This window comes from Rhodococcus sp. KB6, from assembly GCF_001445685.1.
Classification (GTDB): Bacteria; Actinomycetota; Actinomycetes; order Mycobacteriales; family Mycobacteriaceae; genus Rhodococcus_F; species Rhodococcus_F qingshengii.
The window spans coordinates 133,368-159,352 of record NZ_LNAK01000163.1 but is presented as its reverse complement, the minus strand read 5'-3'; the positions used below and the strand labels follow the sequence as shown (position 1 = coordinate 159,352).

Annotated in this window: 28 protein-coding genes, 2 tRNA genes and 1 riboswitch; of the genes, 14 read left to right on the top strand and 16 right to left on the bottom strand. The window is 61.8% G+C overall.

Going from position 1 to position 25,985, the window contains the following annotated elements; genetic code table 11:
* Window positions 1–29: 29 nt before the first annotated feature.
* Entirely contained in the window at window positions 30–1,028 is a 999-nt protein-coding gene (locus ASU23_RS31690; protein WP_054827191.1) for a sugar-binding transcriptional regulator, read from the bottom strand.
* Between the two features lie 139 nt (window positions 1,029–1,167).
* On the opposite strand from ASU23_RS31690, the gene ASU23_RS31685 reads away from it, so the two are divergent.
* Window positions 1,168–2,178 (top strand): NAD(P)-dependent alcohol dehydrogenase, encoded by a 1,011-nt coding sequence (locus tag ASU23_RS31685; protein WP_058039503.1) that lies wholly within the window; start codon window positions 1,168–1,170, stop codon window positions 2,176–2,178.
* A gap of 7 nt (window positions 2,179–2,185) precedes the next feature.
* Window positions 2,186–3,658 carry a mannitol dehydrogenase family protein gene (locus ASU23_RS31680; protein ID WP_058039423.1) on the top strand — a complete coding sequence of 491 codons (1,473 nt, stop codon included), beginning with the start codon at window positions 2,186–2,188 and terminating at the stop codon, window positions 3,656–3,658.
* Here the strand turns inward: ASU23_RS31680 and ASU23_RS31675 are convergent, their stop codons facing one another.
* The 3 genes from ASU23_RS31675 to ASU23_RS31655 all read right to left on the bottom strand — a co-directional run bounded on the left by ASU23_RS31675 (window position 3,659) and on the right by ASU23_RS31655 (window position 6,297).
* The gene (locus ASU23_RS31675) at window positions 3,659–4,177 is read right to left on the bottom strand and encodes a DinB family protein (RefSeq protein ID WP_058039422.1); all 519 of its coding nucleotides are present in this window, start codon (window positions 4,175–4,177) and stop codon (window positions 3,659–3,661) included.
* Window positions 4,178–4,888: 711 nt separating this feature from the next.
* Complete coding sequence (locus ASU23_RS31660) at window positions 4,889–5,236, bottom strand: hypothetical protein (RefSeq protein ID WP_058039421.1); 348 nt, start codon at window positions 5,234–5,236, stop codon at window positions 4,889–4,891.
* A gap of 987 nt (window positions 5,237–6,223) precedes the next feature.
* Window positions 6,224–6,297: transfer RNA gene (locus ASU23_RS31655), tRNA-Ile, on the bottom strand.
* Between the two features lie 177 nt (window positions 6,298–6,474).
* Between ASU23_RS31655 and ASU23_RS35030 the strand changes: the two genes are divergently transcribed.
* On the top strand, window positions 6,475–6,672 hold the full coding sequence (locus ASU23_RS35030; protein WP_223304512.1) for a hypothetical protein: 198 nt from the start codon (window positions 6,475–6,477) through the stop codon (window positions 6,670–6,672).
* Between the two features lie 131 nt (window positions 6,673–6,803).
* A complete protein-coding gene (locus tag ASU23_RS31645; RefSeq protein ID WP_231915815.1) occupies window positions 6,804–7,391 on the top strand; it encodes an HAD-IA family hydrolase in 588 nt (195 codons plus the stop codon).
* Window positions 7,392–7,499: 108 nt separating this feature from the next.
* Here ASU23_RS31645 and ASU23_RS31640 read toward each other — a convergent pair.
* Window positions 7,500–7,572 (bottom strand) — tRNA-Asn (locus tag ASU23_RS31640).
* Window positions 7,573–7,708: 136 nt separating this feature from the next.
* On the opposite strand from ASU23_RS31640, the gene ASU23_RS31635 reads away from it, so the two are divergent.
* Window positions 7,709–7,960, top strand: coding sequence for a hypothetical protein (locus ASU23_RS31635; protein ID WP_003941570.1), 252 nt, complete (start codon window positions 7,709–7,711; stop codon window positions 7,958–7,960).
* 1 nt (window position 7,961) lies between these two features.
* Here the strand turns inward: ASU23_RS31635 and dnaG are convergent, their stop codons facing one another.
* Window positions 7,962–9,881, bottom strand: coding sequence for a DNA primase (gene dnaG, locus ASU23_RS31630; RefSeq protein ID WP_030536590.1), 1,920 nt, complete (start codon window positions 9,879–9,881; stop codon window positions 7,962–7,964).
* A gap of 72 nt (window positions 9,882–9,953) precedes the next feature.
* Here dnaG and ASU23_RS31625 point away from each other — a divergent pair, with 72 nt between their 5' ends.
* The gene (locus tag ASU23_RS31625) at window positions 9,954–11,504 is read left to right on the top strand and encodes a serine/threonine-protein kinase (protein ID WP_058039420.1); all 1,551 of its coding nucleotides are present in this window, start codon (window positions 9,954–9,956) and stop codon (window positions 11,502–11,504) included.
* 13 nt (window positions 11,505–11,517) lie between these two features.
* Here ASU23_RS31625 and ASU23_RS31620 read toward each other — a convergent pair whose 3' ends face one another.
* Together ASU23_RS31620 and ASU23_RS31615 are read right to left on the bottom strand one after the other, a co-directional pair.
* Complete coding sequence (locus tag ASU23_RS31620) at window positions 11,518–12,816, bottom strand: deoxyguanosinetriphosphate triphosphohydrolase (RefSeq protein ID WP_058039419.1); 1,299 nt, start codon at window positions 12,814–12,816, stop codon at window positions 11,518–11,520.
* A gap of 5 nt (window positions 12,817–12,821) precedes the next feature.
* Window positions 12,822–13,400, bottom strand: a complete 579-nt coding sequence (locus ASU23_RS31615; RefSeq protein ID WP_128638009.1) for a YdcF family protein — start codon at window positions 13,398–13,400, stop codon at window positions 12,822–12,824.
* A gap of 180 nt (window positions 13,401–13,580) precedes the next feature.
* On the opposite strand from ASU23_RS31615, the gene ASU23_RS31610 reads away from it, so the two are divergent.
* Entirely contained in the window at window positions 13,581–15,647 is a 2,067-nt protein-coding gene (locus ASU23_RS31610; RefSeq protein ID WP_058039418.1) for a TPM domain-containing protein, read from the top strand.
* Between the two features lie 99 nt (window positions 15,648–15,746).
* Window positions 15,747–16,484, top strand: coding sequence for a polyprenol monophosphomannose synthase (locus ASU23_RS31605; RefSeq protein ID WP_003944487.1), 738 nt, complete (start codon window positions 15,747–15,749; stop codon window positions 16,482–16,484).
* Here the strand turns inward: ASU23_RS31605 and ASU23_RS31600 are convergent.
* Window positions 16,459–17,265 carry a helix-turn-helix domain-containing protein gene (locus ASU23_RS31600; protein ID WP_058039417.1) on the bottom strand — a complete coding sequence of 269 codons (807 nt, stop codon included), beginning with the start codon at window positions 17,263–17,265 and terminating at the stop codon, window positions 16,459–16,461. The two genes, ASU23_RS31605 and ASU23_RS31600, sit on opposite strands and share 26 nt — an antisense overlap.
* 138 nt (window positions 17,266–17,403) lie before the next feature.
* On the opposite strand from ASU23_RS31600, the gene ASU23_RS35025 reads away from it, so the two are divergent.
* The 3 genes from ASU23_RS35025 to ASU23_RS31590 are packed head-to-tail and all read left to right on the top strand — an operon-like array spanning window position 17,404 to window position 18,293.
* Entirely contained in the window at window positions 17,404–17,562 is a 159-nt protein-coding gene (locus tag ASU23_RS35025; protein ID WP_253741562.1) for a hypothetical protein, read from the top strand.
* Window positions 17,490–17,768, top strand: a complete 279-nt coding sequence (locus ASU23_RS31595; RefSeq protein WP_253741573.1) for a nuclear transport factor 2 family protein — start codon at window positions 17,490–17,492, stop codon at window positions 17,766–17,768. The genes ASU23_RS35025 and ASU23_RS31595 overlap by 73 nt, the downstream gene beginning before the upstream one ends.
* A 48-nt stretch (window positions 17,769–17,816) precedes the next feature.
* A complete protein-coding gene (locus tag ASU23_RS31590) occupies window positions 17,817–18,293 on the top strand; it encodes a MepB family protein (RefSeq protein WP_058039416.1) in 477 nt (158 codons plus the stop codon).
* On the opposite strand, the gene ASU23_RS31585 is transcribed toward ASU23_RS31590, so the two are convergent.
* The gene (locus ASU23_RS31585) at window positions 18,268–18,849 is read right to left on the bottom strand and encodes a dihydrofolate reductase family protein (protein ID WP_058039415.1); all 582 of its coding nucleotides are present in this window, start codon (window positions 18,847–18,849) and stop codon (window positions 18,268–18,270) included. The genes ASU23_RS31590 and ASU23_RS31585 overlap by 26 nt on opposite strands.
* Window positions 18,850–18,943: 94 nt before the next feature.
* A complete protein-coding gene (locus ASU23_RS31580; RefSeq protein ID WP_003944491.1) occupies window positions 18,944–20,335 on the bottom strand; it encodes a glycine--tRNA ligase in 1,392 nt (463 codons plus the stop codon).
* A 294-nt stretch (window positions 20,336–20,629) separates the two neighbouring features.
* Between ASU23_RS31580 and ASU23_RS31575 the strand changes: the two genes are divergently transcribed.
* Entirely contained in the window at window positions 20,630–20,917 is a 288-nt protein-coding gene (locus ASU23_RS31575) for a helix-turn-helix transcriptional regulator (RefSeq protein ID WP_223257795.1), read from the top strand.
* A gap of 11 nt (window positions 20,918–20,928) precedes the next feature.
* Window positions 20,929–21,360, top strand: a complete 432-nt coding sequence (locus ASU23_RS31570) for a Fur family transcriptional regulator (RefSeq protein WP_003944514.1) — start codon at window positions 20,929–20,931, stop codon at window positions 21,358–21,360.
* 5 nt (window positions 21,361–21,365) lie between these two features.
* Here ASU23_RS31570 and ASU23_RS31565 read toward each other — a convergent pair whose 3' ends face one another.
* From ASU23_RS31565 to recO, 3 genes are read right to left on the bottom strand one after another with little or no spacing between them, the layout of a single operon-like run.
* Window positions 21,366–21,788 carry a YbjN domain-containing protein gene (locus tag ASU23_RS31565; protein ID WP_019749000.1) on the bottom strand — a complete coding sequence of 141 codons (423 nt, stop codon included), beginning with the start codon at window positions 21,786–21,788 and terminating at the stop codon, window positions 21,366–21,368.
* Window positions 21,785–22,603 (bottom strand): isoprenyl transferase, encoded by an 819-nt coding sequence (locus ASU23_RS31560; protein ID WP_003944543.1) that lies wholly within the window; start codon window positions 22,601–22,603, stop codon window positions 21,785–21,787. The genes ASU23_RS31565 and ASU23_RS31560 overlap by 4 nt, the downstream gene beginning before the upstream one ends.
* On the bottom strand, window positions 22,560–23,375 hold the full coding sequence (gene recO, locus ASU23_RS31555) for a DNA repair protein RecO (protein ID WP_029255636.1): 816 nt from the start codon (window positions 23,373–23,375) through the stop codon (window positions 22,560–22,562). The genes ASU23_RS31560 and recO overlap by 44 nt, the downstream gene beginning before the upstream one ends.
* A gap of 96 nt (window positions 23,376–23,471) precedes the next feature.
* On the opposite strand from recO, the gene ASU23_RS31550 reads away from it, so the two are divergent.
* Complete coding sequence (locus ASU23_RS31550) at window positions 23,472–24,221, top strand: TetR/AcrR family transcriptional regulator (protein ID WP_003944575.1); 750 nt, start codon at window positions 23,472–23,474, stop codon at window positions 24,219–24,221.
* Here the strand turns inward: ASU23_RS31550 and ASU23_RS31545 are convergent.
* Both ASU23_RS31545 and ASU23_RS31540 read right to left on the bottom strand, forming a co-directional pair.
* Window positions 24,218–25,207, bottom strand: coding sequence for a diiron oxygenase (locus ASU23_RS31545; RefSeq protein ID WP_003944493.1), 990 nt, complete (start codon window positions 25,205–25,207; stop codon window positions 24,218–24,220). The two genes, ASU23_RS31550 and ASU23_RS31545, sit on opposite strands and share 4 nt — an antisense overlap.
* 103 nt (window positions 25,208–25,310) lie before the next feature.
* Entirely contained in the window at window positions 25,311–25,751 is a 441-nt protein-coding gene (locus tag ASU23_RS31540) for a DoxX family protein (RefSeq protein WP_003944516.1), read from the bottom strand.
* A gap of 138 nt (window positions 25,752–25,889) precedes the next feature.
* Window positions 25,890–25,983, top strand: a riboswitch (TPP riboswitch).
* The last annotated feature ends 2 nt before the right edge of the window (window positions 25,984–25,985 follow it).

Sequence of the window (25,985 nt, the reverse complement as noted above, 5' to 3'; positions counted from 1 at the left end):
GCGCTCGGACCGCGAAACTCGTGAGATCGCTAGCCTTCGAGCAGCCACTGGGCGCACTCGACGTCGGTGACGAGTACGTTTGCCAAACCTCCGCGCAATGCGCCCAGAACGGCCTGGCGTTTGTGTGTTCCCCCCGAAATCAGAATCGTCTGATCGCAGGATTTCACTGCGTCGAGCGATACGGAGACCGTTCGCTCAGGCAGTGGCCCCTCCACTGGATTGCCGTCGATCGTGTAGAAACGGCCGCCGATTTCACCGACAGCGCCTCGACTTTCCAACTCGTCCAGCATGGTCGAGTCGACGAAGCTACCGGCAAACAAGGTCGTGGCAGTCGAGACGGCACCAACTCCGAAAACCATGATGTCGGAATCAGTTCCGGCTTGCAGCGCCTTCGAGATCACCGAGTCGTTTCGCATCGACTCCACAGTCGCCGGGTCGGCATACAGCGGAGCGTTGAGACGAATAGGATTGGCCTGCAACTGTTGTGCACATCGGCCGATGGTGAAGTCGACACCGGTTTGGTAGTCGGTCACCGTCATGGAGCCGTCAAGTTGTACTACAGCCGAGCACTTCGCGGCCTTGTCTGGCAAAGACCCTGCTACCGCAACGGTTTCCGGACCCCAGGTAAACCCGAGAACGCTCGACGGCTGCAGACGACGAACCAGAACTTCCGCTGCTCGTCGACCGAGTGCGTCGAAGTCCGGGTCGTCCGCATCCGAAATCGCTTCGGGGACGATCAACACTTCGGCCAACCCGAAGTGCTTCTCCAGCTTCGATTCCAACTCCGTGTTCACCGAACCTTCGAGCTCCGGCGGTACCAAAATCTCGACCCTGACCAAACCTTGCGTCCGCGCCCTGGCCAACAGTCGCCCGGCTGTCGGCCGCGAGACGCCCAACTTCGCTGCAATCTCCGCCTGAGTGGCACCTTCGAGGTGATACATGGTCGCTGCCCGCAAGGCGAGCCGCACATCTTCGGAAGCGGGCAACTTCGACGTCTTGAGTCCTGTGGGCTGAGCCGACTGGTTCACACGGTCTCCTTGTGCATCAGGTTCAAAGTTTCTCGATCGTGAGCAAATGCTCACTAGATGTTCTTATGCTCATTAAGCTAACATCTACGTTGTGACCCACACAACAGTTTCCGGAGAATCCGTCGATCTACCTGCGACAATTCGGGCAAATGTCCTCGTCGAGACCGGAAAGATGCAGATGGTCGAGAGACCACGACCGTCCCCGAAGGCGGGTGAGGTCCTCGTTCGCATCCATGCCGTGGGCGTGTGCGGGTCGGACGCGCACTACTTTCACGAAGGTCGCATCGGCCCTTACGTAGTCAACTCACCGCTCGTTCTCGGACACGAAGCATCGGGACGCATCGCCGCAGTCGGTGACGGCGTCGACCCAACACGCATCGGGCAGCGTGTCTCCATCGAGCCTCAGAAGCCCGATCCGACAAGTCCCGAATCCAAGGCAGGCAGATACAACCTCTGCCCTCATATGGAGTTCTTCGCGACGCCGCCGATCGACGGTGCGCTGACCGACTACGTCACGATCGGTGCCGACTTCGCCCATCCCATCGCAGATTCCGTGTCCTACGAGGCAGCTGCGCTGTTCGAGCCACTCTCCGTAGGGATCGCCTCAGCCCAGAAGGCGGGGATCACTGCCGGCTCTCGGGTGTTGATCGCCGGCGCCGGCCCGGTAGGAATCGTGACGACGCAGGTGGCCAAGGCATTCGGCGCGACGGAAGTCATCGTCTCGGACATCGACGCGGCCCGGCGTGATGTGGCACTGAAATTCGGCGCAACAACCGTCGTTGATCCACGTGAGGGCGACGTACGCTCGCTGGCCGTCGACGCATTCATCGACGCCTCGGGTGCCACGGCCGCGGTGATCGACGGGATTCACGCAGTTCGGCCCGCTGGGACCGTCGTTCTGGTCGGAATGGGTGCCGACGAGATACCGTTGCCGGTCCCGATCATTCAGAATCGCGAACTGATGCTGACCGGGGTGTTCCGGTACGCCAACACGTGGCCGATCGCCGCCGCACTGGTCGCTGCCGGGCGCGTCGATCTGGACTCGATGGTCACAGCACGCTTTTCACTCGAACAGTCGCAAGAGGCCCTGGTGGCCGATCGCATTCCCGGCAGCATCAAAGCCGTAGTCATCGTCGCCGAAGGAGACTAGTATTTTCATGGAACTCAATACGAAGACCCTGCTCGACTTCGATGCGGCACTCGAAGTGCCGAACTACGACCGGAGCAAAGTCACCACCGGCATAGTGCATTTCGGGGTCGGAGGCTTTCACCGTGCACACCAGGCCATGTACATCGATGCTCTCCTGCGACGCGGTGAGGGTTTCGACTGGGGAATCTGCGGAGTGGGAGTGATGCCGTCGGACAAGCGAATGAAAGACGCTCTCCGCGCGCAGGACGGCCTCTACACGCTGGCGCTCAAGCATTCTGACGGAACCCTCGAGGCCCGGGTCATCGGGTCGATCGTCGAGTACCTGTTCGCTCCGGAGGATCCGGAGGCGGTGATCGAAAAGATGGCATCCGAATCGACGAAAATCGTATCTCTCACCATCACCGAGGGCGGATACAACATCTCGCACACTACGGGTGAGTTCGACGCGTCCGATCCCGATGTAATGCACGATCTCGAGCCGGGAACACTCCCCCGCACCACCTTCGGTCTGATTTGTGCGGCACTCGCACTCCGTCGCGACCGGGGCCTCGCCCCCTTCACGATCATGAGTTGCGACAACATCGAAGGCAACGGATCGGTCGCCAGGACGGCAGTCGGAGCGTTCGCCGCGCTGAAGGATCCCGAACTTGCGGAGTGGATCGACGAGAACGGCGCCTTCCCCAACTCCATGGTCGACCGGATCACACCCGTCACGACAGCCGAGGTGACCACCGAGATCGCCGAGACGTTTGGCGTGGACGATCAGTGGCCGGTCGCGGCTGAGCCGTTCACCGCGTGGTTCCTCGAGGACGAGTTCACCTCAGGCAGGCCACCTCTGGAGAATGCCGGCGTCAATCTCGTGCCGGATGTTCGCCCGTACGAACTGATGAAACTGCGCCTTCTCAATGCCGGCCATCAAGGCATCGCGTACTTCGGCTACCTTGCCGGATACCGTCTGGTCCACGAGGCATGCCAGGACGAACTCTTGTCAGGATTCCTGCTCGACTACATGAATCTGGAAGCGACGCCGACCCTTGATCCGGTACCCGGCGTCGACCTCGATCAGTACAAGAAGACCCTCATCGAACGATTCTCGAACCCCCAGGTCCGCGACACGATTGCACGTCTGTGCGCCGAGTCGTCCGATCGAATTCCCAAGTGGCTTTTGCCCGTCATCCGGACCCAACTCGACACCGGTGGGTCGATCAACCTGTCGACCGCAATTGTCGCTAGCTGGGCCCGTTACGCCGAGGGCACAGACGAGAACGGTGACCCCATCACCGTCGTCGATCAGCTGTCGGACACTCTGGTGCCACTGGCCCAGAAGCAGTCGAGCGACCCGTTGGCCTTCATCGGGTACCGCCAAGTGTTCGGCGATCTCGTGGACGATCGCCGATTTGTCGCTAGCTTCCGAAAGACGCTCGACTCGTTGCACTCCGTCGGAGCCAGAAGAACCCTCGAGGAGGTACGCGGGCTCTGACTACGCCGAGACGTCGTGCAGGTGATGGATCGGATCGTGAATGAAGTAGGCCGCCAACGATTCGACGGTGAACGCCGATCCGTCACTGCGGAGACCCCGTCGTTGGCGGCTGCCCTGCGGCACGGTTTCGAAGGCATTCGCGACCGCTGCGGCGGCATCCGCCAGCTCCGTTGCCACCGTTGCCGGATCTTGGTCGTTGTACCGCTCGGTCTCAGCTGTTGCGTCTTGATCCCAGTTCTCGAATCTCGGATCGTCGAATTCGAGCATCTGTTCCAACCGCACCTTGAAGATCCTGAACACGTCGCGTACGTGGGCGGAATACTCCAGCGCTGACCACGTTTCGCTGTCTGGCCGCACCGTCACGTTCTCGCGCTCCAGTACCTCGGCCCATGAGATGGCATTGCTACGCACAAGATCTGGAACATCCGCGAACGCCACAGCGGACGAATCAAACCCGCACTCGCCGCATGGGCGTTCAAGGACCCAGGTCCAGTTCTTTGTATCCGGGGTGATCGGCATGCATCGAGAATAGTCCGCGGGAGCGGAGTCGGTCTGCTTCGATTGGCCGATGAAGCGCATCATGCTCGGTATTGCGATTCCATTCGCGCTGATGCTTACTTCGTGTGGCGGGGACGGGGGCGACGCCGAACCATACGAACTCGCCTTCACATGCGACGACGCACATGCGTACCTCGAAGTTTTCGGGACGGTCGAGGCGGCGTTGGCCCGGCTACAGAGCCCTGGATGGAACGATGTCCCTGAACTCGCGGGTTCCGCCAGCGCCTGGGCAGCGTTCACACCACAACAGCAGACTGCGATAGTCAATTCACTTCATGCGGCTTCCCGAGGTGAATGTTGATCCGTATTTCGGTGCCGGTATCCGGCATCTGACTCCGTCGACAAGATTTGCCGGTCGATACTCGGATCGGCCGAAGAACTGGACATACTCCGACTGATTCCACGTCGCCGATCGATCGAGTCCGCGATGACATGAGCGGACCGCACGACGACTGGAGAGGATTCGACGCTGAGGCGCGTGAGCGCACCCAAGAAGCCTTCGAAGCAGCGGAATCGGGATCGTGCGACTGAGCAACGCCGGAGGCCTGATTCGCCGGTCGCACAACAGAATTACAAACGACGACGTAACTACGTCATTCCGTTCGTGAAAAAATACTCGTTCGTCGGCGACGGACCGATCACTTCGATTTCCTCGACGGGTCTCGTCGCCCCTCACGTGAAGGGCGTCGAGTCGACATATACCCCTTCCGAACGCAGTAAATGCTCGGCCGCACAAATCAACAGGGAAAGGGATTCGTACGAGAGTCCCTCGATCGCATGCATCAGCCTGTCAGGCGCCGGAATCGACCGGTCGCCCGGCGAACCCTCGGATCTCCGCACAGAAAGCACGGTCGAGAGTTCTCGTTGATTCACCACCTGACCTGCGCTGTTCGCTCGCTCGAACATGGCATTCAGCCGCTGGACCAGTTCCTCACCTTCAGCTGATCGAATAGTGTTGCCGAACAGCCTGTTTCCATGATCGGCTTCGACACCAGGCCCGATCGAGTTCTTGATTGTCACAGTATGTTCTCCGTTACGTTGGTCTGTCAGGTTGATCAGGGGTGCGACCCGGCGCAATTCGCAGAGCCTTTATCCGTGTCGCCCAACGGCGTCGCGTCCATCGACAGCAGACGAATCTCCCCCGGCGCCCATCGGCTTCCGGTAGCGAGACCTTCAAGTTGCTGTTCACTTGCAGTTCGTCGTTACACTTTAACAATAGTTGTAACGCATCGACAAGTGTTTTGTTCCGATTGCCCGGTTTCGCATCCGATCGAGGCAACTACTGAGCTCTCGCGGGCTGCGGATTCTGCAATTCACGAAGCTCGGCAAAATGGATCCGATGCAGACAAGGACGGCGAGACAGCCCTCGTTGGCTCTCATTTCCAGTGATCGAGCACGAAGTCCTCAATGGTGATGACCCAAGTCCGACAGCGCTTTTCAGACAGGGAAAGGGCCCCGCAGTTGCGGGGCCCACTATCGTTGCCGTTCCTTGCGTAGAGTCGTTTCCGACAGTCGGCTGCCGGTCAGCGCGTCAACATTTGGGTGCAGCCGAGCCGGGGGGGGACGGCTCGACTGCCTTGTACCTACACCGGTAGGCACGTCTAAAGCGTGACACTTCTGTACGTCGAGCACATACGCTGAAATACCCGGATAGGTACCTACTTTTCCTTCACGTCCGGCACGTCGCTCGCTCGGTTGCGCCCAATTGCACTGCGCTCCCGATACTTGTCGAGGATTGGGTATCCGGATCCGAGACTTTCACCTCGTCCGAGATCGACGATCGCGGTACGACATTTACTTGTGTAGCCACGAAGGATCAACTCAGCCGTACCCGCATGCGCGTTGCGTGCGATTCGATACCAACTACGTGTGGGCAACTGCACCAACTACCTGTGGGCAACTGCCCTGTTGATTGCACTCTGCGCATTGTCGCCGTTGCGATCGTCGGCAGCATGACTTTCGACAAAAGTCATTGGGTCTGACCTGCGGGCTCACGGCAACTGAACGTGGGGCGGGCGGGGCTCGAACCCGCGACCAATGGATTATGAGTCCACGGCTCTAACCGACTGAGCTACCGCCCCATCCGGATGCGATGCATCGCGGCGAATCCGAATGTTACCGGCACATCCGACGCGGATCACAATCGGGCAGGCGGTGACGCGTTGCACTCTTTCGAGTCGAGTCTTCCAAGGTTGGTCGGCACAGGCGCGATGAGCCGATACCGTGGGAGTGCACACCCCACGGAACAGGATCACCACATGAAGCTTGCACTGACCGAATTCAAGAACTCGAAGGCCACGATCCGGATCATCATGTCCGACGGCGCGAAACTGAACGGCACCGTCACCGATTTCACCGAAGACACTCTCGTTCTCAATTCTCCGAATGGTGTCTACTACATCAACCCCAGCCACATCGTCCGACTGTTCGAGCCTTCGGATCGCGCAGCGAAGTAAGCGCACCGGCCGAACAGTTCGACGGTTCCGCCGAAAGCCCGACGCAGAGTATTGCGTCGGGCTTTGGTGTATCTGTCGCCAATATCTTCGCGTCGCGTTCACGGGTGCTGATGCCGCCTATCCTCTCCGACATGGCGAACGACAGCGGACCACCTGAACTCGTGTTGTTCGACCTGGGCGGTGTGCTGTGTCGATTCGAGCCTGACCGTCGCGCCGCAGAACTGGCTGCGGCCATCGGCGTCACGGAAGACGAGATTCATGCCCTCGTGTTCGCGTCCGGGTTCGACCAGGAATGCGATCTCGGCATTCACTCCGAAACCGCGATCCTGGAACGCTTTCGACGACTCGGGTTTCCTGGTGACCGCGACGAGCTACGCCGAGCCTGGGCCAAGGCCTTCATCCCGGACCGCGCGGTCATCGATCTCGCAATCGCGCTTCGAAGCGAGGGGGTCGTGGTCGCCACACTCTCCGACAACGGACTTGTTCTCTTGGCCGCCATCGAGAGTGTCGTAACTCCATCGGCAATCGACGAGCATGTTTTCTCCTGCATGCTCGGAGCTACCAAACCCGAACCTGCGGCCTTCCTGGCTGCGCTGGAGTTGCTCGATGCGCGTCCACAGCAGACCTTCTTCGTCGACGACAACCCGGTGAACGTCCTCAGCGCTCGACGGCTGGGAATTCGCGGCGAACAAGCAAACAAGGCGGCAGACGTCGAATAGGCACTTCGATCGGTGGGTCTGCTGCGAGCGCACTAGGTCAGACAAAAACAAGGTCAGACCACAACAAGAAAGCCCCCCACCCGATTTCTCAGGTGAGGGGCTTTGCTGCTCCCCCGGCTGGACTCGAACCAGCAACCGTCCGATTAACAGTCGGAAGCTCTGCCAATTGAGCTACAGGGGATTGTCTTGCTCGCTTCGCCCGTTCCGGCGTTGCCTGAGAAACTGTAGCGAATCCTTCACCGAAGTACCAAATCGCCTGCCCAGCGAGTCATCAGGCAGGATGGAGTCAGGACGATCGGTGCTGGAGGGAAGCAGGAATGATGCGTTTGTTGATCGGTGTTGCAGCTGGGTACGTCCTGGGAACCAAAGCGGGCCGCGCACGATACGAGCAGATCAGCCGGGCCGCGAAGGCGGTGGCCACCAGTCCGGCCACCAAGAAGGTGTTGGACGCGTCACGGCAGAAGCTGGCCGACTCACTGAGTACTCAGCCCAAGCTCGAGCCGATGAAGCCGATCAACGAGGAGACTACGATTCTGGTCCCCCACGACCAGTTGAAGAAAAACCGCTAGGTCAGACGCTTTGGTCGCCGACAGCCTGCTCACGCAGCTGTCGGCGATACTGCTCCAGCGCCACGAGGTCGCCGAACAGTGAGTTGTACTCCTCGGGGGCTGCAGCAGGTGAAACGCGCTGAAGCTTGGATTTGAGGTCGGCAACCTGCTCGCCCACCCACGCTTCCTGCAGTCGTGCGAGCACTCCGTTGATGTAGCGCGGAACCGTGTCTTCGTCACACGGCATCGGTTCGACGGCCAGCTCAGATACAACCGAGGCCACCGTCATGTCTTCGACGCCCTTGGTTACGACTTCGATCCACTCGGCGCCGCCGAGTCCCTTGCTCGTTCCACCGGCGTCAGCCATTGCCTGTCTGATGACAACGTAGGCGGGGTGGGTGAACGTCTCGGGCGGCAACGAGTCGAAGACACTGCCGGCGATGCCAGGGTGCTGCAATGCGGCCTTGAGGACAGCTCGCTGCGTCGAGAGCGCGGGATCGTTGGGCCGGGGCCTGGAGATTCCGATCGGCAGCGCAAGCGCATCGGCAGCAGGTTGGTCGACAACCTGACGACGCTTGGGCGCCGGTGACGATCCACGCGTCGACGCCCGTTTGCGAGCTTCGTCACGCACGCGTCGTCGAACCGACGGAAGATCGTCCCAACCGACCCATCCGCACAACAGATTCGCGTAGCTGTCGCGCAGAGTTGATTCCTTGATCTGCGCAACGACGGGCACGGTACGACGCAGTGCCTCGACACGACCTTCAGCGGTCTCCAGATCGTGTTCGGTGAGGATGGACTTCACCACGAACTCGAACATCGGAGTGCGCCGTGCCACGAGGTCGCGAACGGCGGCGTCACCAGACTTCAGTCGCAGATCGCACGGGTCCATTCCGTCGGGCGCGACGGCGACGAACGTCTGCCCGGCCATCTTTTGATCACCCTCGAACGCCTTCATCGCAGCGGCCTGCCCCGCGGCATCACCGTCGAAGGTGTAGATGATTTCACCGCGAAAGTAGCTGTCGTCCATCAGGAGTCGACGGAGCATCGCAAGGTGCTCCTCACCGAAGGCGGTTCCGCACGAAGCGACGGCGGTCTTGACGCCGGCCAAGTGCATCGCCATGACGTCGGTGTAACCCTCGACGACTACCGCCTGGTGCCCCTTGGCGATGTCGCGCTTGGCGAGGTCCAAGCCGAACAGGACCTGAGACTTCTTGTAGAGAATCGTTTCCGGCGTGTTGACGTACTTACCCGGCATGGTGTCGTCGTCGAAGAGCTTGCGGGCACCGAAGCCGATGACGTCACCGGCGACGCTGCGGATCGGCCACAGAAGTCGGCGATGGAACCGGTCGATCGGACCTCGCCGGCCTTCTTTGGACAGCCCGGCTGCTTCTAGTTCTTTGAACTCGAAACCTTTGGACATCAAGTGTTTTGTGAGAGTGTCCCAACCTTCTGGCGCGTATCCACACCCGAACTGCAGGGCCGCTGCACCGTCGAAGTTTCGCTCGGTGAGGTAGTCGCGAGCCGCCTGAGCATCGGGTTCGCGCAGACGAGCGGCGTAGAACTCCTGAGCCGCCGCGTTTGCTGCGATCAAGCGTGCACGGGTGCCGCGATCGCGCTGAACGGACGGTCCGCCGCCCTCGTACGAAATCGTGTAGCTGAGTCGATCCGCCAACTGCTCGACGGCCTCTACGAAGCTGATGTGATCCATCTTCTGCAGGAACGAGTACACGTCACCACCCTCACCGCAGCCGAAGCAGTGGTAGAGGCCGTGGTTGGGTCGCACATGGAACGACGGCGACTTCTCGTCGTGAAAGGGACACAGACCTTTGATCGAATCGCCACCGGCACGCTTGAGTGAAACGTATTCACCGACGATGTCCTCGATGCGAGTGCGTTCGCGAATGGCCGCGATGTCTCTGTCAGAAATTCGGCCCGCCACGTACATCAGTCTAGGCGGTCGCCCGGCACCTCCTGACAACGATATGTTGATGGCCGACTCTGCACCGCAGCGATGGGACCGACGATGACTGAAAACGCCTCGAGCTCGCACGAAGGGCGATCAGGAACCCGATTCGGCGTGTACGAGTTGCGTAGCCTCCTCGGCCGAGGCGGAATGGGTGAAGTGTACGAGGCGTACGACACCTCGAAGGATCGCCTGGTCGCTCTCAAGTTGCTCCATCGAGAGCTTGCGGCCGACCCGTCATTCCAAGCTCGTTTCCGCCGAGAATCTCGCACCACCGCCGCCCTGAACGAACCGCACGTGATCCCTGTGCACGACTGGGGCGAGATCGACGGAGTTCTCTTCATCGACATGCGATTGGTCGAAGGTCATACGTTGCGAGCCGAGTTGACCGAATTCGGCCGACTCACGCCTGTACGAGCCGTCGACATCGTCTCGCAAATCGCGTCGGCGTTGGACGCCGCCCATGCCCGCGGGCTCATCCATCGTGACGTCAAACCAGACAACATCATTCTCACGAACAACGGCTTCGCCTACCTCGTCGACTTCGGAATCGCATACTCACAGACGGACACGAAGATCACCACCGAGGGAAGCGCAGTCGGTTCGTATGCATACATGGCGCCGGAGCGGTTCGGAATCGAAACGCCGACGGCCGCAGCGGATGTCTATTCCCTGGCTTGTGTCCTCTACCAATCACTCACCGGAACAACACCTTTCAACACCACAAGCATCGAGCATCTGGTCAATTCGCACCTGAACGCTCCGCCGCCACGCCCCACACTGGCGGTTCCGTCGCTCCCGCAAGGCCTTGACGCCATCGTGGCTCGCGGCATGGCAAAGGATCCCGCACACCGCTATCCGACTACGGGAGCGCTCGCACTCCAAGCGCGGCAGGCCCTCTCGACGACCCACACCCCCGGTGCCGCCGGCGGATTGCAACCCACGATCGTCGGGCAGCCCACCTACACCACGGCGAATCCCGCTCACGGGAACTACACGCACATCGTGACAAAGACCAAGCGAAACCGAGCACCGATCGCGATCGGTGCGGCTGGAATTGCACTCGTTCTGGCCGCAGGAGGCACGGCGGCCTGGGTGACGCTGGGGAATTCGGGCCCCGAATCACCAACCGCTGTAGCAGCTTCCACCGCCACGTCGGCACCGGCACCCATTCAGGATCCAGTCAGAACGCCGAAGCTCGAGCCGCTACCCACCGCCGGACTGCAGGCGACCACGACCACCCGGGCGTCGAACCCGTCCGCGAGAAATGGCGACCTCGGGGTGAGCAAGCCGATCACCGTCCCCTCATGCAAAGGAACCGGAATCGTGGTGTTGGCCAATGCCACCGATCCGGCAACGTACGCCAGCGAGATTCAGAACTACCTCGACGCGTTCCCCGGCTCGAAATACCTACGCACAGACCAGTCCTGCCCGTCACTACGTCAAGTCTCCGATTCGGGGACGGCGATCTACACGGTGTATCGCGAATCCGGGAACACCGAGTCGAAGATCTGCAAGGACGTTCGCGCAGCAGGTGGCGACGCTTACGGCAAGTGGCTCGATACCACTACCGACCCGTCGACGCGGATGACTTGCTGAGGGCGTAAGTGGCTCAGCCCCAGCTGGCCTGCGCGCCCAGGCTCGCTTTGTCCACCCGTTCGAGCCGACTCTCCGTGTACGACGCGATCTGATCCACCACTACCCGGACCCGAGCACCGTCGTCCGCGGTGCGTTCCCACGCGGGCAGCAGGATCGGATCGAGCCCGGCCGGCGCAGTTGCCAGCAGCCATTCCGCGACGCGATGAACACGATCACGCTGCCGATCCTGACGCGCCTTGTGTCCGGCGTCGGACATCACATAATACAGCGCTACGGTCTTGAGCAACGCCACCTCGGATGCGACGGCCTCGGGTACGTCGAGGTCGGCTTGATAGCGCGAGAGGGGTCGGTCACCGTGTGTCAGCCGGGTGCTGGCGATCGCCGCGGTGGCGAAGCGACCCACCAATTCACTCGTGAGATTCTTCAACGCGACGGAACTTCCGAGTGTTCCGTCGAAACTTCCGACCCCGCGTACGACGGGGAGTTCGGACAGCCGTTGGGCGGCTTCGATCAGATCGTCGACTACCAACCCCCGAAACTCGGAGGCCCCCAGTTCTGCCAGTGCGCGCTGCTCGGACGGATCAGCAAGCGAGCGAAGGTCGATACGGCCTGCGATCACCCCGTCCTCCACGTCGTGCACGGAATACGCGATGTCGTCGGCCCAGTCCATGACCTGAGCTTCCAGGCATTGCCGACGCTCGGGTGCTCCCTCGCGAACCCAGGCGAGCACCTCTGCGTCGTCGTCGTATGCCCCGAACTTCGCGCCGGGCTCAGGGCGGGTCCAGGGATACTTGATGGCTGCGTCGAGTGACGCCCTGGTGAGATTGAGGCCTGCGCTCAGACCGTCGGGGCGCAGGATCTTGGGTTCGAGGCTGGTCAAGATCCGCAGATTCTGCGCATTGCCCTCGAAACCTCCGCAGTCCTTGGCGACTTCGTCGAGGGCCTTCTCGCCGTTGTGACCGTACGGTGGGTGCCCGATGTCGTGCGCGAGACCGGCGAGGTCCACCAGGTCCGGATCGCAACCGAGTCCGTCGGCGATCCCTCGCCCGATCTGTGCGACCTCCATCGAGTGCGTCAACCGCGTGCGAGGTGTGTCACCGTCGCGCGGGCCGACAACCTGGGTCTTGTCGGCCAAGCGCCGCAAAGCCGCGGAGTGTTGGACACGCGCCCGATCTCGCGAGAAGTCCGAACGATGCTGCGCCGCTGCGATCTGCGAACCCGGCAACCCCGCTCGCTTCGGCGCCTCGACGACACGACGTTCGAGGTCGTGTTCGGAGTAGGTGCCGCCTCCGTAGGTGGTGTGAGCTGTCATGGTCTCTATTGCCCTGCCGTGTAGGGGAAGTCTGCCGAGAAGTGCGTGAGCTGATACCAGAGCAGCGCGCCGGTTTCGCGAGCGATTCCGTGTAACTGGGATTCGCGGGTGAACACAGCCGGGCCTTGACGAGTAGGTGCGGTCCACGCTTGAAGGCCCGTGTCGCGGGCCATCGTCCGCGTTCGCAAGGAGTGCCACGGATCACTGACCAGGACGGCGGAATTGATTCCCTGCGAAGACATCTCGGCACTGACTGCGTCGATGCTGAGCAGTGTGTCCGAACCGGTCTCCACCGCGGTGATCGCACTCGAAGGAATTCCGCGATCGGTCAGATACATCTTTCCCGACGCCGCTTCGGTGTACTCGTCGCCTTCCTGTTTACCGCCGACAGTGATGATCTGCGGAGCCACTCCGCGCTTGTACAGCTTGTACGCCTGCTCGAGTCGGGCCTCGAAGACGGACGACGGAGTGCCGGAATACTGAGCCGCGCCCAGAACGACTATCGCGTCGGCCGGCCGCGTGTCGTCGATGCGCGCCACCTGCCACACCCGGAACGCAGTACCCCCGACCAGAACCACGGCCATCAACACCGCACCGGCGATCAGACGGCGCGTCCAGCGAGCCAATCCTGCCCCGAAGCCGCCCGCCCGCGAGGGTGATGGGTCGTGGGGGCGGTTACCGAAAGCAGGTTTCACTCCCGCAATTCTGCCAGTTCGCAGCGATCACCTCCGATGCCGACGCGCCACAACGGATAGATTTGCGTCATGGCCCTCGCACCACACTTCGCGCAGTTGTCCTCGGTAGAGCAGAGTCGGACAACCACCCGACCCGTTCGGCGTCGGGGAAGCGCCGCCGCCGTCGCTGCGATTTTCGCTTTGCTGGCGCTCGTCTTCAGTCCTGCGCTCGCCTCGGCGGACGCCCCGATGGTGTTGCCGAATCACATCACCGACACCTCCGGGGTCCTCGATTCCGGGCAACGCAGCGATATACAAGCCGCGATCGATCAACTCGGCGAGGACCACCAGATCGATCTGTGGGTCGCGTTCGTCCCCGATTTCAACAACCTGGGTGGCCAGGCGTGGGCACAGCAGACAGCCACGAAGTCGACGCTGAGCACGAAGTCCGTCCTGCTTGCAGTTGCCACGGCGGAGCGTGCTTACTACCTCGATGTGCCCGCTGAGCTGAGCAACATCACGGATTCCGACATCGAATCGATCAATACCGACGCGGTGGAACCGGCTCTCGCCGAGGATGATTGGACCGGCGCGGCAATTGCCGCAGCCGGCGCACTCGGCGACGCGAACAACACGAGCGGCGGAATGGGAGTCGGAACACTCCTCATCGCGGGCGGCGCTGTGGTGGTCGGGACGGGCGGTGTGGTCCTGTACTCACGGAAGCGCAAGAACGACAAGAACAAGGCAAGCGTCGAAGCCGCGAAGAACATCTCCCCCGACGACATCGCCAGCCTCAACGCACTCCCGCTGCCGACGCTCGACGAACGCGCGAAGGAGATCCTCGTCGAGACGGACAACGCGATCGCCGGCAGCCAGGAGGAGCTCGATCTGGCCCGCAGCGAGTTCGGAGACTCCGCCGTCGCACCCTTCTCGGCAGCATTCGACAAGGCCAAGGCCACCCTCGCCGAAGCCTTCGCGATCAGGCAGCGACTCGACGACGCCATCCCGGAAACTCCCGATCAACGCCGACAGATGCTGATCGACATCATTTCCTCGTGCGGTCGAGCCGACCAAGAACTCGAAGCTCGCATCGAGGAATTCGACGGACTCCGCGACCTTCTCATCAACGCCCCCGCCCGCCTCGATGCGTTGACGCAGAGTGTTGTTTCTCTCAGCGTGCGCTTGCCCGAATCCGAGGCGATTCTGACCAAATTGAAGGATCAATTCCCCGCGCCGACGCTGGCATCGGTCGTGAACAACGTCACGATGGCGAGTGAGCGCCTGACGCTCGCCGAGAAGTCGATCGAGGAAGGACGAGACGCGACGGCACTGCCGGCCGGTAAGCAAGGCGCTGCCGTCACTGCGATTCGCACGGCCGAAGCCGCCCTCGATCAGGCACGCAAGCTACTCGACGGCGTCGATCACGCCGCCGACGACATCCGAAACGCCATCGCGACACTTCCGTCCGCGATGGACGACGTCCAGCAGGGCATCACCGCTGCGGACGCTTACCTGGCGCAAGGCGGGCAGAAGTTGGCGGACGCGAAGGCCGCAGCCCAGGCAGCGTTGGCGAATGCTCAGACGTCGAAGGACAGCGATCCGCTGACAGCCTTCAACCAGATCGTCGCAGCCGACGCCCAACTCGACGCGCTTCTTGCCGACGCTCAGGAGCAGAAGCAGCAGCTCGAACGTGCACAGCAGCGCCTCGCCCAGGACATTCTGGCCGCACAGGCTCAGGTGACCGCTGCAGGCGACTTCCTCGGAACCAGGCGCGGCGCGATCGGGGCGGAGGCGCGCACTCGCTACGCCGAGGCTCAGCGGCACCTGCAGGCGGCCCAGCAATTGCAGGCCTCGGATCCGTCGAAGGCACTGCAACACGCCCAGGCCGCGACCACCTTGGCGACGCACTCACTTCGCGCCGCGCAGAACGACGTCAACACCTGGGAAGCAAACCAACGACCCCGCGGTGGCGGCGGCGATGCGACGGGAGCGATCCTCGGCGGCATCCTGATCAACAGCATTCTGCGAGGTGGCGGAGGGCCCCGCTCGTACGGCGGACCGAGCAGCAGCGGACGCTCCGGTCGCGGTGGCGGCGGCGGTGGTTTCGGCGGCGGGGGCGGCGGCCGAACCAGTCGAGGCGGCGGCGGCCGGTTCTGACGGATCCCGTCGAGGTAGTAAAATCCCTACTTTGTTCACGACCGCACTCGTCGTACGCTTCATCCGGCAAGTCGGGATCACAGATCATACGAAGGTGTTATGGAAAGCGTCGCCCCGCAGATAACCGTCGTTGTACCTACATACAACGAGCGTGAGAACCTGCCAAAGCTCGTCGATCGCCTCGCCGCGTTGAAGATCCCGAACCTGCACGTCCTCGTGGTGGATGACAACTCCCCCGACGGAACGGGCGAGGTTGCGGACAAGTTGGGTATCGACGGTCCCATCCCGGTCGGAGTGCTTCACCGCACGGTCAAGGACGGACTCGGCCGTGCTTACGTCGCGGGCATGAGCCGGGCTCTGGCAGAGAACGCAGACATCGTCATTCAGATGGACGCAGATCTCTCGCACCCGTCCGAAGCGATCCCCGCCATGATCGAGATCCTCACCACTACCGACGCGGCAGTCGTTCTCGGCTCCCGCTACGTCGAAGGCGGCGCAGTCGCCGGCGACTGGCCGTGGCACCGCAAGGCCTTGTCCGCCTGGGCGAACTTCTACGTCAACGCCATTCTGCGACTGCACGTCAAGGATGCGACCGCCGGCTTCAAGGCGTGGCATGCAAAGACCTTGCGCGACATCGACGTCGAATCGGTGCAGAGCAACGGCTACGCGTTCCAGGTCGAGATGAACTACCGAGTTGTTCAGCGCGGCATGAAGATCGCCGAAACGCCCATCCGCTTCGAGGAGCGCACCGAAGGCGTATCCAAGATGAGTCTCTCGGTTCAGTTGGAGTCTGCACTGGTGCCGTGGAAGCTCAAGTTCGGCAAGAAGTCCCTGTGACCTCGGCGGCCGATCGAAAGTAGTCGGCCGTCTGCGTGTCCGACGGGTAGAACGATTCGATCGCAATCTCTGCGAGCGTGACGTCGCGCGGCGTACCGAACACGGTGGTGGTGCTGAACATCGCCAGTTCGGTATCGCCGACGCGTACACGCAACGGAACCAGCAGGGAATTCGCGCGGTCGTCGTGCCAGTCTCCGCCGCTCGGATAGGCGCGCAGCTCGTCGAGCAACGACGACAGCTGCGCATCCGCACTGACCTCCACTTCCCGAGCCAGCCTTGTGAGCAGGTGGGCCCGCCACTGCGCGAGGTTCACGATCCGCGGCGCCATGCACTCAGGATGCAAGCTCAGACGCAATACGTTCACCGGTGGTTCCAGGAGGAAATCAGCGGCGCCCGCGGTCAAGATTCCCACGGCCTGGTTCCCGGCGACCATCTCCCACTGCTGATCGACCACCACGGCCGGATACGGGTCATGCGCGTCGATGATGCGATCGATGGCCTCACTCACCGCTGACATCGGCGCTTCTGCCAACGACTTCTGCGAGTACTCCGGCGCGTGGCCACTTGCCAGCAGAAGCGTGTTCTGTTGTCGTAGAGGAACATCCAGACATTCGGACAGGTGAAGAATCATGTCCCGGCTCGGCTTGGAGCGGCCGGTTTCGATGAAGCTCAGATGCCTGGTCGACACTCCTGCCGCCGCCGAGAGACCCAACTGAGTGAGCCTTCGCCGCTCCCGCCACCGCTTGAGTTCGGAGCCCACGTCCATCGTCTCGAAGGTCATTCTTTCAAGTTAGCGACCCGAGGTAGCCGAGGCCATGACCTCAGAGGTAATCGACCCGAAGCAGTTTCGGAGGAACAGTGGTCTCAGCCGGCGAGGCCGCCGGACATTCACCACCGGAAACTGATCAAGGGAGCGACCATGAGCGACTTCGACGCAATCGCCGACGCCTACATCGACATGTGGAACGAAACCGATACCACCGCCCGTAAAGCACGGGTCGAGCAATTGTTCGACCCGGCGGTCGCTACACCGATCCGCTCGCGGACGTCACCGGACACGATCAGATCGACGCGATGATCAACGCTGTGCAGCAACAATTTCCGGGCATGCACTTCACCCTCGTCGGACCGGTGGACGCGCATCACCGACAGGCCCGATTCGGTTGGGCTCTCGGCCCGTCGGGGGCCGAGTCACTGATCGACGGATTCGACGTACTCGAACGCGACGACGACGGCCGGGTGACGCTTGTCCTCGGGTTCCTCGACAAGGTGCCTTCGGCCTGAATCGGGACTACCACCGACAGCGTTCGTCACGAAGGCTGTCGGTGGTTCGTGGCATCATCGGTGCCGATGAACGCCGACGGATTTACCTGGTCCACACCGATTCCCGAGTCCGAGGGTGCTGAGTACGACGCTCACACGCTGACCGTCAACGGCCTTCCCACCGTCTATCGAACCGCCAAGACGACGCCGACCAAGCTCGGTCAGTTCGTCACACTGTGGCGCCGTTCCGCGGCCGGGCCCATCCGCCCATTCGACGCCAGCGACCGCGTGATGCTGTTCGTGGTGAAGGTATACGACGAAGAGCATTCGGGGCACTTCGTCTTTCCCGTCGAAACCCTCGTCGAACACGACATCGTCTCGACGAACTTCTCCGGCGGTAAGCGCGCTGTCCGGGTCTATGCGCCCTGGGTTACGCCGACCAGCGCGCAAGCAGTCAGAACTCAGCGCTGGCAGATTCGGCATTTCGGCGAGTTCCCTGATGTACTCAGCTCGACTGTGTTCAGCTCAACTGATACGTCGCGATGATGACGCCTGTTGTCGTAGGGACGCTGTCGGTGAGGGTGAACTGAGCGAGCGCAGCTCCGTCGGGGAATAATCTGCGCCCAGTTCCGAGAACCAGCGGATGTATCAGCAGAGTGTAGGTGTCGACGAGACGCCGATCAGCCAAGGACGTGATCAAGTCGCCACTGCCCAGAATCACCAGATCCGGGCCCTCACTTTCCTTGAGCGTGGCGACCGCGTCGGCGGCATCACCTTTCAACAAGGTCGAGTTCTTCCACGGCAGCGGTTCACCCAAAGTCCTTGACGCTACGTACTTCTGCGTGTTGTCGAGCACCTCGGTGAACGGATTGTCGGTCTGAAACGGCCAGTACGAGGCGAAGTTTTCGTAGGTTTTGCGTCCGAACAGCAACGCCGATTTCTTCGCCATCCCCTCCCCCATCTTCTGCGCCATGACGGAATCGTTGAAGGGTGCTGCCCACCCACCGTGCTCGAATCCGCCACGACGGTCCTCGTCCGGCCCACCAGGTGCCTGCATGACACCGTCGAGAGTCACGCTGTTGGTCACGCTGAGTTTTCTCATAACTTCGATCCTGCGCCTGAAGGACCATCGGGGAAAGAGAAAACGGGCGGTCCTTCTCGATTGAGAAGGACCGCCCGTCAGCTTAGAACGAGAATCAGGAGCCGATCAGCCGTGCGGCCAGGTAGCTTTCCACCTGATCGAGGGCGACGCGTTCCTGCGCCATGGAGTCACGCTCACGCACCGTCACAGCCTGGTCTTCGAGAGTGTCGAAGTCGACCGTGATGCAGAACGGTGTGCCGATCTCGTCCTGGCGACGGTAACGACGACCGATGGCGCCGGCGTCGTCGAACTCGACGTTCCAATTCTGACGCAGCTGCGCTGCAAGATCTTTGGCCTTCGGCGTCAGGTCCGCGTTACGCGAGAGCGGCAGAACGGCAGCCTTGACGGGAGCGAGTCGACGATCCAGGCGGAGCACTGTGCGCTTGTCGACGCCGCCCTTGGAGTTGGGCGCCTCGTCCTCGGTGTAGGCGTCGACCAGGAAGGCCATCAGCGAACGCGTGAGACCGGCCGCCGGCTCGATGACGTACGGCGTGTACCGCTCGCCCGTCGTCTGGTCGTAGTAGTTCAGCTCGGTGCCCGAGTGCTTGGAGTGCGTCGAGAGATCGAAGTCGGTACGGTTCGCGATACCTTCGAGCTCGCCCCATTCGCTGCCCTGAAAGTGGAAGCGGTACTCGATGTCGGTCGTGCCCTTCGAGTAGTGCGAAAGCTTTTCCGGCGCATGCTCGTACAGACGCAGGTTGTCCTTGTTGATACCGAGGCCGGTGTACCAGTCAAGGCGGTAGTCGATCCAGTACTGATGCCACTGCTCGTCCTCGCCCGGCTTGACGAAGAATTCCATCTCCATCTGCTCGAACTCACGGGTGCGGAAGATGAAGTTGCCGGGGGTGATCTCGTTGCGGAAGCTCTTGCCGATCTGGCCGATGCCGAACGGCGGCTTCTTACGCGAGGTGGTCAGCACGTTGGCGAAGTTCACGAAGATGCCCTGTGCGGTCTCGGGGCGAAGGTAGTGCATACCCTCTTCGCTCTCGACGGGGCCGAGGTACGTCTTGAGCATCATGTTGAAGTCGCGCGGCTCGGTCCACTGGCCGACGGTGCCGCAGTCGGGGCAACCGATGACATCCATCGAGACGTCGTCCGGGTTGTCGAGCTTCTTCTTCTCCGCGTACGCCTCCTGCAGGTGATCCTGACGGTGACGCTTGTGACAGTTGAGGCACTCGACGAGCGGGTCGTTGAAGACACCGACGTGACCGGACGCGACCCACACCTCGCGGGGCAGGATCACCGACGAGTCGAGGCCGACGACGTCCTCGCGGCTGGTGACCATGTTGCGCCACCACTGGCGCTTGATGTTCTCCTTGAGCTCGACACCCAATGGGCCGTAGTCCCATGCGGACTTGGTACCGCCGTAGATCTCACCGCACGGGTAGACCAGGCCTCGCCGCTTGGCGAGATTGACAACGGCTTCGATCTTGGACTTGGGTGCCACTCGATTGCTCTCCATCTGGGTAATAGATGCATGATTTTCGTGCGCTTTTCGCACCATCAGCCTATCTGGCGGCTGCCACGCACTTCCGTCCAAGGTTGACATGCATACTTGTGCATATCAAAATGAAAGTGATTTGCAATAATGTGGTGAGATGGCTATGCCCGGACATCATGATCTACCCCTCGAAGGAGCCTCGCTGTGAGCATTGCGGATACCGGCGATCTCCACAAAAGCCATGATCATTCCGACCTCGGACACACGCACGACCCGTTCGAAGCCGCACCGCCCGCGCCCGTGCCGCCCAAGGAAACCCTGGCGGCCGCCGGCGAAATTCTGCGGGCGCTCGCTGCACCCGTTCGGATCGCGATCGTGCTTCAGTTGCACGAGTCGGAGCGTTGCGTTCACGAACTCGTCGGAGCTCTCGGTGTCACTCAGCCACTCATCAGCCAGCATCTGCGCGTACTCAAAGCAGCGGGCGTCGTCCGCGGCGAGCGCAACGGACGAGAAGTTCTCTATCGACTCGTCGACGATCACCTTGCACACATCGTCGTCGACGCTGTCGCCCACGCCGAAGAAGGATGAGATTCCACCGCATGAACACCCCGGGCAGTACGACCTCGAAACGTGGACCGGCCACAGTCGGCGTTCGTTCCACGAAACAGCGCAGCGCCATCTCCGCCCTGCTCGACGACATCGACGAATTCAAGTCGGCACAGGAATTGCACGACGAACTGCGCAAGCGAGGTGAAGGCATCGGCCTGACCACCGTCTACCGCACGCTGCAGGCACTCTCCGACGCCGGAACCATCGACGTCCTACGCACCGACACAGGTGAGTCCGTCTACCGACGCTGCTCCTCCGGGCACCACCATCACCTGGTGTGCCGCAACTGCGGATTCACCGTAGAGGTCGAGGGCCCGACGGTCGAGCAGTGGTCACAGACCATCGCCGAGGACAACGGTTTCACCGAAGTGAGTCACACCGTCGAGATCTTCGGCACCTGCCGCGACTGCGCCGCCGCCTGAGAGCGTCAGGGAATCAAACCCTGCCGGGCGGTATCGGCACCGGTGAGCGCCAGTAGCAACATCGTGGTCAGTGCCTCGTCGTCCAGTCCGGCGGCAGGGAACGTGTAACGCAGGATGACGTCCGCCAGACTGCCGTGGCCGAACACCGCGATGGAGCCGAATTGGATGGTGCGATTTCGCTCGGCCACCTTGCGATGCAGTGCCGCGCTCACCGGTCGGTCCCATGCGAGAACGCACGTCATGGACAGCACGTCCAGACCCTCGGACAGATTCATCGCCTGGATGGAACACAGCGCGCCGGAGTACTGGAAACCCAGTGATCCGTCGGCAGCAACATCGACCGTCACGAAATGCGCCAGCGAGGCGGCCGCGCGTTCTTGTAGGCGGGCTGCTTCGTCGGTGGTGTCGGTCATGTTCTCCCCTGTCATTTGACGCCACCGAATCTACGGTCGCGTGAGGCGTACTCGACGCAGGCGGCCCAAAGGTCGCGGCGGTCGAAATCGGGAAACAGCTTCTCCTGGTACACCATTTCGGCGTAGGCGGATTGCCAGATCAAGAAATTGGACGTCCGCTGTTCCCCCGACGGACGCAGGAAGAGATCGACGTCCGGCATGTCGGGTTCGTCGAGGTACTTGGCAACCGTCGCCTCGGTGATCTTGTCCGGATTGATCTCACCGGCCGCGACACGCTTCGCGATTTCCTTTACCGCATCGGCAATTTCGGCCCGGCCGCCGTAGTTCACACACATGGTCAAGTTCATGACGGTGTTGTTCTTGGTCAGTTCTTCGGCGATCTCGAGTTCCTTGATCACGCTGGCCCACAGGCGCGGCTTACGACCGGCCCAGCGAACACGCACACCCATTTCGTTCATCTCGTCGCGTCGGCGGCGGATGACATCACGGTTGAAGCCCATCAGGAATCGAACCTCGTCGGGACTCCGCTTCCAGTTCTCGGTGGAGAAGGCGTAAGCGGAGAGCCACTCGACACCCATCTCGATGCACCCGCAGACGGTGTCCATCAGGACAGCTTCGCCGCGTTCGTGCCCGGCGGTTCGGGGCAGACCGCGCTCCTGCGCCCATCGTCCGTTGCCGTCCATCACCAAAGCGACGTGGCGCGGGATCAGTTCGGTTTGCAGGATCGGCGGGGTCGCCCCGGACGGATGTGGGTCCGGTGGTCGGATCACCCGGTCAGCAGCAGAATCAAGCGGAGTTCGCGGTTCGCGTCGTCGAATCACGTGTTCCATCCTGCCTCACGGGCAAGTCGACCTCGACGGCTGCATGCGGCCTCGAACGCTCGATCAGCGGCAACGTCCGCAATTGGCGCTCGAGATGCCACTGCAGGTGTGCCGCGACCAGTCCGCTGGCTTGCGTCCGCAGCGTCGCGGGCGCCGAATCGGTACCCTCCCACTCCCCTCGGAGCAGGGCTTCCATCAAGTCGAGCACCCCGGGCGACGGCGTCGCAGCACCCGCCGGGCGGCAATAGGTACACACGGCTCCGCCTGCGGCGACATGAAAGGCCCGGTGCGGTCCAGGAGCACTGCAGCGGGCGCACTCTTCGAGGGCAGGCGCCCAACCCGCATAGCCCATGGCTCTCAACAAGAACGCGTCGAGCACGAACTCGACCGGTCGTGCCTGCTCGGCGATCGCACGCAGTGCTCCCACCGTCAATCGCTGAAGCTGCGGGGCCGGCGCGCGTTCCTCGCCGGCCAACCGCTCGGCAGTTTCGAGTACGGCGCAGGCCGTGGTGTACCGGCTGTAGTCGTCGACGATGTCGGTGGCGAATGCGTCGACCGTCTGCACCTGAGTGATGATGTCGAGATTCTTGCCCGGAAGTAGTTGCACGTCGATGTGAGCAAACGGTTCGAGTCTGGCACCGAATTTGGAGGTGGTTCGGCGGACACCTTTGGCCACGGCACGTACCAACCCGAACTGACGGGTGAGCAACGTGACGATGTGGTCGGCTTCGCCCAGTTTGTGCAGGCGCAGCACCACCGCCGTGTCTCGATACAACCTCACTCGACCAGTGTCCCACGTTGTACCGACGACCGATCCCGATGCCGCGCCCGATGACAAGTCGGAAACACGGCAGGTCCGTCCGGATAGACTGGCGCGATGCCGAGCGACGCAATTGTGCAACCTGTCACTGCAGAGTTGACCGGTCGCGAAGCGCGGTGGGAGCGACACAACTCCGAGCGTCAGAAACGGATACTCACCTCGGCGGTCGAACTGATCGAAGAGCGTGCGGCAGGTGCCGAGGTGTCCGTCCAGCAGATCGCCGATCGTGCCGGCCTCGCCAAGTCGGTGGTGTACCGCCAATTCAGCGGCCGAGACGACCTCGATCGACGAGTGCGAGCGTTTGTGCTCGGCCAATTTGCGGCGGCCCTGGACGCTTCGATGAGCATTTCGGTAGGCACTCTCGACCAGATCCTGACCCGAACCATCAGCGCCGTCGCCGAGTGGATCACCGAGCATCCGCGGATTCACGAGTTCATGGGTACCGGCCCCACCGACTACGACGACGAGAGCATCGACGCGATCAGCAGTCTGAAGGCCACAATCGCCGACTCCGCCCGCACCACTATCACCGAAGTCGGTCGATCCGTGGGGATCGACTCCTCACCCTTCGATTCACTACCGTTCGCAGTGGTGACAATGGTCGAGGGCACGCTCACCCACTGGGTCCGAAGCACCGATCCGAAACCGAGCCGCGAAGAGATCGTCGCCGACCTCGCGAAATACACCTGGTACATGTTCGACGGCGTTGCCCGCTCGAGCGGACTACAGATCGATCCCCATGTCGAATTGTCCACGCTCATAGCCGAGCTGGTGTCCTCCGACGGAGGAACTTCGCGGCCGGACTAGATCCGGGTCTTGTCGGAACGCTTCGGCTCGCCGCGGTAGCGGGCGTAGTCGCCGTCGATGCGCAGCTTTCGCCACGCACGCTTCGACACCGGATTCATCAATCCGAGTTCGTCTGCCAGGGCTCGCATTTCGCCGAAGTAGTTACCCAGGATGCGGCGTGAATGCGGGCTCCCCCAGAAGGCGCTCTTCATCACCTCGTCCGGGATTCCGAATTCTTCGGCGAATTCCTTTGGCGGTGACATGATTTCACCCGCAAGCCAACGCATCGCGCCGGGGAAGGCGACCGATGTGATGGCTCGACTCGTACGACTGAGTCTGGGGACGTGATTGCGCAGGAACTCGTGAGCAAACGAGATGTGTCTCGCTTCTTCGGCGATGTGGATCTCCATGGTGCGGAGCATCGCCGGCGGCGTGTCCTTACCCTCACGGATGAGATCCTTCTGGAAGTGGTCGATCGGTTCTTCACCAGCCAGAATGCCGATGAAGAAGATGACCGGGAACTTTGCTCCCAGCACTCCGATGATCGGCGACAGTCGCCGGAACATCGGACGCATACCCGGCACGTCGATGTCCATGCGATTGACGAGTTCCTGGAACATCTGGATGTGATTGCACTCTTCGGTCATCTCGTGCAGGCAGTACCGGAACTCAGGCGACTGGTTGGGTAGCGCCATGATGTATTGCAGCATTCCCCGGATCAAGATGCTCTCGAAGGCCGAACCCACCTTGGTCACGTTCGCCTGACGCCACATTCCCATGGCGATTCGACGCTCCAACGACTGATCCTGGTACCACTGCGTCGCCCCGAGGGGGTCCGACACGGACGAGAGCACCCATCTCGGATCATGCGGATCGATCGCGAACTCTGGTGAATCCCAGTCGATGTCGAGATAGGGATCGAAACTGCGGGCAACTGAGCCCTCGGACAAAGTCTGCAGTACCTGGTGGTACGGCTTTTCCACTTCGATCGACGCTGACCGAGCCATCGGTGTCTCCTCACGGCCAGTCCGTCGATTGCAGTCGACGGACTTGAATGAGGTCAAACATAATGGGACACCGCGTCCCACGCAACCCCCTCGGGGGCCTATTTCAGGCCCGACGCAGCGGGATGATCTCGCGAACCTTCTCGTCCCGGAGATACAGTCCCGCCCACATGACGATTCCGGTGTAGACGGCAAACAGGGTCGTGCTCAGCAGAGGCTGTTCAGCTCGAAGGTTGGTCAACACCGCTCCCCCCAGGTAACCGGTGAGCAGAATCGCGCCGAGTATCGACGTTCGCGGAATCACGTACAGCGCAAGGCAGATCAGTTGCACCACCCCAGCCGTCAATGCCAGCGAGTCCGGCAACCCAAGTTCAGCCGACGCATCCTTGACTGTCTGAAGGTTGAGAATGTGGATGATGCCGTCGAAGAGCATGAAAACGACGAACAGCCCACTCAGGACGTATCCGAGCTTGCGAGCCGTGGCCGAAGGTGTCGTCGTCGTGGCGTTACCGGAAACAGTTTCGTTGTGGACGGGCTGGGTGGTCATCGGAATCTCCTGGGGCGAAGGCGAGCGGCCGGTTGCCACTTCGCTTGCAATTACGACTCCCGCGCGATCGAAAACTCATCGCGCCGGCCGTTACAACGCACCCGGCGTTCAGGACGATTCACCTCACGTGGTCTGATGGACGGTGACACGGGGTGCCGAAAAAGTCGGCTGAGATCAGACCCGATGAACCTGACCAGTTAGCACTGGCGGAGGGATGTCGACGTGACCGAACAG

Coding starts and splice junctions, on each gene's coding strand:
- ASU23_RS31675 (WP_058039422.1), bottom strand. CDS start 4,177: ATGCCGATCACCCCGGATACAAAGAACTGGACCTGGGTCCTTGAACGC.
- ASU23_RS31625 (WP_058039420.1), top strand. CDS start 9,954: ATGGGACCGACGATGACTGAAAACGCCTCGAGCTCGCACGAAGGGCGA.
- ASU23_RS35030 (WP_223304512.1), top strand. CDS start 6,475: ATGAAGCTTGCACTGACCGAATTCAAGAACTCGAAGGCCACGATCCGG.
- ASU23_RS31545 (WP_003944493.1), bottom strand. CDS start 25,207: ATGGCTCGGTCAGCGTCGATCGAAGTGGAAAAGCCGTACCACCAGGTA.
- ASU23_RS31565 (WP_019749000.1), bottom strand. CDS start 21,788: ATGACAGGGGAGAACATGACCGACACCACCGACGAAGCAGCCCGCCTA.
- ASU23_RS31645 (WP_231915815.1), top strand. CDS start 6,804: ATGGCGAACGACAGCGGACCACCTGAACTCGTGTTGTTCGACCTGGGC.
- ASU23_RS31605 (WP_003944487.1), top strand. CDS start 15,747: ATGGAAAGCGTCGCCCCGCAGATAACCGTCGTTGTACCTACATACAAC.
- ASU23_RS31560 (WP_003944543.1), bottom strand. CDS start 22,603: ATGGAACACGTGATTCGACGACGCGAACCGCGAACTCCGCTTGATTCT.
- ASU23_RS31600 (WP_058039417.1), bottom strand. CDS start 17,265: ATGACCTTCGAGACGATGGACGTGGGCTCCGAACTCAAGCGGTGGCGG.
- ASU23_RS31615 (WP_128638009.1), bottom strand. CDS start 13,400: ATGGCCGTGGTTCTGGTCGGGGGTACTGCGTTCCGGGTGTGGCAGGTG.
- ASU23_RS31585 (WP_058039415.1), bottom strand. CDS start 18,849: ATGAGAAAACTCAGCGTGACCAACAGCGTGACTCTCGACGGTGTCATG.
- ASU23_RS31635 (WP_003941570.1), top strand. CDS start 7,709: ATGATGCGTTTGTTGATCGGTGTTGCAGCTGGGTACGTCCTGGGAACC.
- ASU23_RS31570 (WP_003944514.1), top strand. CDS start 20,929: ATGAACACCCCGGGCAGTACGACCTCGAAACGTGGACCGGCCACAGTC.
- ASU23_RS31680 (WP_058039423.1), top strand. CDS start 2,186: ATGGAACTCAATACGAAGACCCTGCTCGACTTCGATGCGGCACTCGAA.
- ASU23_RS31610 (WP_058039418.1), top strand. CDS start 13,581: ATGGCCCTCGCACCACACTTCGCGCAGTTGTCCTCGGTAGAGCAGAGT.
- ASU23_RS31620 (WP_058039419.1), bottom strand. CDS start 12,816: ATGACAGCTCACACCACCTACGGAGGCGGCACCTACTCCGAACACGAC.
- ASU23_RS35025 (WP_253741562.1), top strand. CDS start 17,404: ATGAGCGACTTCGACGCAATCGCCGACGCCTACATCGACATGTGGAAC.
- ASU23_RS31550 (WP_003944575.1), top strand. CDS start 23,472: ATGCCGAGCGACGCAATTGTGCAACCTGTCACTGCAGAGTTGACCGGT.
- ASU23_RS31540 (WP_003944516.1), bottom strand. CDS start 25,751: ATGACCACCCAGCCCGTCCACAACGAAACTGTTTCCGGTAACGCCACG.